Source organism: Streptomyces yerevanensis (assembly GCF_000716805.1).
GTDB classification, from domain to species: domain Bacteria; phylum Actinomycetota; class Actinomycetes; order Streptomycetales; family Streptomycetaceae; genus Streptomyces; species Streptomyces flaveus.
Genome location: NZ_JNWJ01000149.1, coordinates 1 through 4,398, shown reverse-complemented (window position 1 = coordinate 4,398; position 4,398 = coordinate 1). Strand labels below are relative to the sequence as shown.

Annotated in this window: 3 protein-coding genes and 2 pseudogenes; 3 read left to right on the top strand and 2 right to left on the bottom strand. The window is 68.0% G+C overall.

Translation table 11 applies throughout. The features are described 5' to 3' along the window. A pseudogene (locus tag OP79_RS53450) lies at positions 1 to 185 on the top strand (IS5/IS1182 family transposase); the annotation flags it as partial. Here OP79_RS53450 and OP79_RS48460 read toward each other — a convergent pair. Further along, entirely contained in the window at positions 152 to 439 is a 288-nt protein-coding gene (locus OP79_RS48460) for a hypothetical protein (RefSeq protein WP_051745897.1), read from the bottom strand. The pseudogene OP79_RS53450 and the gene OP79_RS48460 overlap by 34 nt on opposite strands. A gap of 429 nt (positions 440 to 868) precedes the next feature. Here OP79_RS48460 and OP79_RS48450 point away from each other — a divergent pair, with 429 nt between their 5' ends. Further along, a complete protein-coding gene (locus OP79_RS48450) occupies positions 869 to 2,458 on the top strand; it encodes a zinc ribbon domain-containing protein (RefSeq protein WP_157857540.1) in 1,590 nt (529 codons plus the stop codon). 13 nt (positions 2,459 to 2,471) lie between these two features. After that, the gene (locus tag OP79_RS58395) at positions 2,472 to 4,145 is read left to right on the top strand and encodes a protein kinase domain-containing protein (RefSeq protein WP_063742167.1); all 1,674 of its coding nucleotides are present in this window, start codon (positions 2,472 to 2,474) and stop codon (positions 4,143 to 4,145) included. Between the two features lie 20 nt (positions 4,146 to 4,165). On the opposite strand, the pseudogene OP79_RS48440 reads toward OP79_RS58395, so the two are convergent. After that, a pseudogene (locus tag OP79_RS48440) lies at positions 4,166 to 4,398 on the bottom strand (IS5/IS1182 family transposase); the annotation flags it as partial.

Below are 4,398 nucleotides of genomic sequence, written 5' to 3'. Positions count from 1 at the left end.
ACGACCACCTGCGCCGGTGGCTCCGCAAGCGTGGCATCCGCCATCGCATCGCCCGCAAAGGCATCGAGTCCTCGCAGCGACTGGGCCGCCACCGCCGGGTTGTCGAGAGGACAGGGTCCTGGCTCGCCGGCTGCCGACGCCTGCACCGCCGCTACGAGCGCAAGACCGAACACTTCCTGGCCTTCGAGGGACACGGTGTCCCCGGCGCGCGGTCCGGGACCAGCCGCACCGCCCGGCCCGCCACCTGGGCGACCATCGGCGAGGCCGCCGCCTGCTCTTCGGTGATCTGCTCGCTCATCCGCTGCAGTACCCGCTCGGCCACAGCGAGTTCGTCTCGCTCGGCCCGCACCTCGGACAGTTGCTTGGCCAGTCGTTCTTCGAGTCCGTCCAGCTCCGCGCGTCGCGCGGCGATCCGCTCCAGCACCTCGGGATCCGTCATGCGCCGGATCGTAGGAGCGGCACCGGCGACGACGGGCGGGAATCCGTAAAACCCGTCATGCCAGACGATCTACACCGCAGACTGCCGCCCACGACCAGCACGAGCACCTCGGAACAACGTCACGCCAGCCCCCTGACCAGCCACTTCAAGATGGCGCAGCTTCAGTGGTGGACCAACGCCACGATGCTGATGCTGATCGTGACTGCTTGCGGAGTCGCCGTACTCAGGCTGCTAAGGCAGTACGAACCTGAGGTCATGCGCCGTCGCTGACCACCGCGTCGGCCCGCCTTGCACCTCGTCGTATCCGGGTCCAGTGTGGATAGGTAGACGTCTACGGCATGACCGAACGGGGGAAGCGCACGAGCGGAGTCCGCAATGACCACCGCATCGCCCCACCGCCGACCGAGTCGCTGCCGTCCGGTGGTCCACGTGTCTGTCGCCATGCTGCTGCTCCTGGGAGGCAACGCCTACGCGGGCGCAGCGCTGGCAGCGGACCCCACCGACGATCCAAGCCCGCCGCCCGCGTCCGAGCATCATCCGCACGAATCGTCCGACGGTCCGAGTCCACCGGCCTCCCATACGCCCGGCGGGCACGCCACCATGCAGCCCGACAGGATTCCGCCGCAGGACTACGCCACGGACGCCGTCGCCCGAGTCGAGGTCGCGGCGCACGTGGATGTCGCCGTGCACTGGGACGGGATGCGCCAGTACCACTTCAAGTCGCTCGTCGATACAACGGCAGGCGGCACGGGCGTCTTCGTCAACCCGAGCGGTGGTCTCGTCACCTCCGCCGAGGCCGTCGAACTGAACCAGGAACGGGTCACCGTCTACGCGGTGAACCAGGCATGGCATCGGGTTGCGGGGGTGCCACTGCCCAAGAACCCGTACGAACGCATGCGCGTGCGCGACGACCCGAAACTCGATGCGGCCGTCAACAGCTGCTACCAGCCCAACAGCCCGAAGGCGGAATGCGCCGTCTTCATTACGCCCGAGGTCAGGGTGCACCCCTACACCGCGGCCAAGAAGCCCAAGGCACTGAAGGCGGCCGTCATGTCCACCTCTGGGGGAGTGGCGGTGCTCTCCGTCGCAGCCCCGGGCAAGACGGCCACGGTCGCGCTCGCGGCGGACCCGCAGGCCGACAAGACCTGGACGTCGGTCGGCTGGCCGGCCACACCCGTCGCAACAGCGCGACCGGCCACCGTGCAGGGCCGCTACGACCGCCAGGGCGCGGTCTCGGACCAGGACAAGGACATCGACAAGCTGCGAAGGCACCTGGGAACAGGGATGCCCGGCTCGGTGCTCGTCAACGATCGCGGCGCCGTGACCGGCATGCTGAGCCCCGCTGACCGCTCGGTGGACGTACTTCGACCCGCTCAGATCACTGCGGCGCTCGACAAGAGCGGTATGCAGGCCGAGCGCGGCCCTGGTGACTCCAGCATGACCAACGGGCTGGCGCGGTATGCGAAACACGAGTACCGCCATGCTGCACCATGGCTGCACAGCGCCGCGGAGGACACCGGGCAGGGAGCGACGGCCGTTCGCTACCACAAAGCCGCGCACGCCAGCACAGGCAAGCCCAATGACATGAGCGACGTGGCCGACGCACACACCGGCCACGACGCCTCCGGCAACAGCACCAACTGGGCCCTGTTCGGACCACTCATTGGGCTGACGGTTCTGGCGGTGGCGGGCGGAGTTCTGTTTGTGCTCAAGCGCCGCCGGCAGGGCCCCGCCGACGACACAGGCCCGGAAAGCCCACCGCGGCCCACCGCAGACCCGATCGCACCGACCGCCATGCTGGCGGTCGGGCCCGCAGCAGGGAAACGCCCACCGCTCGCAGTGACAGTACCTTCGGAGTCTGAGAACCACGAGCAGCGGGCCACCGACCGGCCAGAGTCCCACCAGGAAGATGCAGACCGTCCGGCAGCCCAAGGCACCTACTGCGGAAACTGCGGTGCCCTCCTGTCCCCCGGTGACCGCTTCTGCTTCTCCTGCGGCACTGCCTTCCACGGCCCTTGAGGACCCGGCTGAGATGCCCACGCAACCACGCATCACACTGGAACCCGGTGAGGAGCTGGCCGGCTATCGCATCGAGTCGTACATCGCCCGTGGCGGCATGGCCGTGGTGTACCTGGCCCGGGATTTGTCCCTGGGGCGGCCCGTAGCCCTGAAACTACTCGCCCCCGAACTCACCTCCCACGCGAACTTCCGGGCCCGCTTCGTGCAGGAGTCAGAGCTGGCGGCCTCAGTGGACCACCCCAACATCCTGCCTATCTACGGTGCGGGCGAGGCCGACGGCGTGCTCTACATCGCGATGCGGTACGTCGACGGGGGGGACCTGAGCCAGCTTTTGAACCGGCGCGCCCAGATGCCGCAGAGGCACGGCCAACTGACAGTGGCCGAAACGATGTCCCTATTCACCCAGGTCGCAGGCGCGCTGGACGCCGCGCATGGAGTGGGATTGGTCCACCGAGACGTCAAACCCGGCAACATCCTTCTCTCCGGCGCCGACGAGCCGGTCCGCCATGTCTACCTGGCGGACTTCGGCCTGACCAAACGTTCAGCGAGTCTGACCGGCTTCACCACCACCGGCCACTTCGTCGGAACGATCGCGTACGTGGCCCCAGAACAGATCGCCGGCCGCGCCGTCGATGGACGGACGGACATCTACTCGCTGGGATGCGTCATGTTCCAGGCGCTCACCGGCCAGGTGCCCTTCGCCTGCGACGACGACACCGCTGGCCTGTGGGCCCACATGTACGCAGCCAGACCGAAGGTGTCCGACTACCGGGATGACCTCCCCCAAGGCGTGGACACGGTGCTGAATCGCGCGATGGCATCCGACCCGGAGGAACGCCAGCCATCCTGCCGAGCGGTCATCGAGGAGCTGAGGCGGGTACTCCGTGCCACGCCGCCGATCACGAGCCCCCGGACGATCAGCACCGAACCACGTACGCCGCCACCGATCGCCCCGCGCCCTCAACCAGCTCCGAAACCGCCCTCACCTGACCAGGGGGCCGGAGCTGAGGACCAACCTCCCCGGCGACAACCGACCCGACCGCATGCGCCCCGCACCCGCCCCCCACGGCGTGTACTGGCGCTGCTCGCCGCCCTGATCATCCTCGTGGCCGGCGTGGTCACCGCAGTGTTCACCTTCCAGTCCGACCAGTCCGACGGTTCCTGGGTTGATACAGGAGCCCAGGCAGCCCCCTTCCGGCTCGAGCATCCTCCGACCTGGACCCACCATCCGGCTACCGGCGCGGTGATGTACGCCGACACCCCCGAGCATCTCATCGACATCTTCACCGACGGCGACAAAGAACAATGGCAGCGCGCAGGGAAGGTCGTCGACGAATCCCCGGCCAAACTAGCGGGCATTATGCTCCGCGTCACCGAGGAGCCGTTGGACCTGAGCACATCCGCCCAAGCAGCCGACGCGATCCGCGCCATCCCCGCATTTCGTCAGACACGCCTCGGCAACCCGGTGCCCGACCGCGTAGACGGCGTCAACGGCTGGCGTCTGGACGGGACACTGGCGAACCCCAACAGCACAGGCCCGCCCGACCGGATCGCCTACAGCTACTACCTGTTCAGCCTCCCAAGCCGCACGGCCCATCTGGTCTTCTTCGCACTGCCCGACCGCATGGAAGCGCAGGACGACACATTCGCCCGGGTACGCAGCACGATCCAGCTGCCCAAGAACTGAAGCCACCCTTAGACGTCGTTTCAGTTGGTGAGTCGGCGGTAGCTGATGAGGGCTGCGGCGATGCCGACGAAGGCCAGGAAGTGTTCGGTCTTGCGCTCGTAGCGGCGGTGCAGGCGTCGGCAGCCGGCGAGCCAGGACACTGTCCTCTCGACACCCCGGCGGTGGCGGCCCAGTCGCTGCGAGGACTCGATGCCTTTGCGGGCGATGCGATGGCGGATGCCACGCTTGCGGAGCCACCGGCGCAGGTGGTCGT

Excerpts from the sequence above, each read along its gene's own strand:
- OP79_RS48460 (WP_051745897.1), bottom strand. The coding sequence starts at position 439 with ATGACGGATCCCGAGGTGCTGGAGCGGATCGCCGCGCGACGCGCGGAG.
- OP79_RS58395 (WP_063742167.1), top strand. The coding sequence starts at position 2,472 with ATGCCCACGCAACCACGCATCACACTGGAACCCGGTGAGGAGCTGGCC.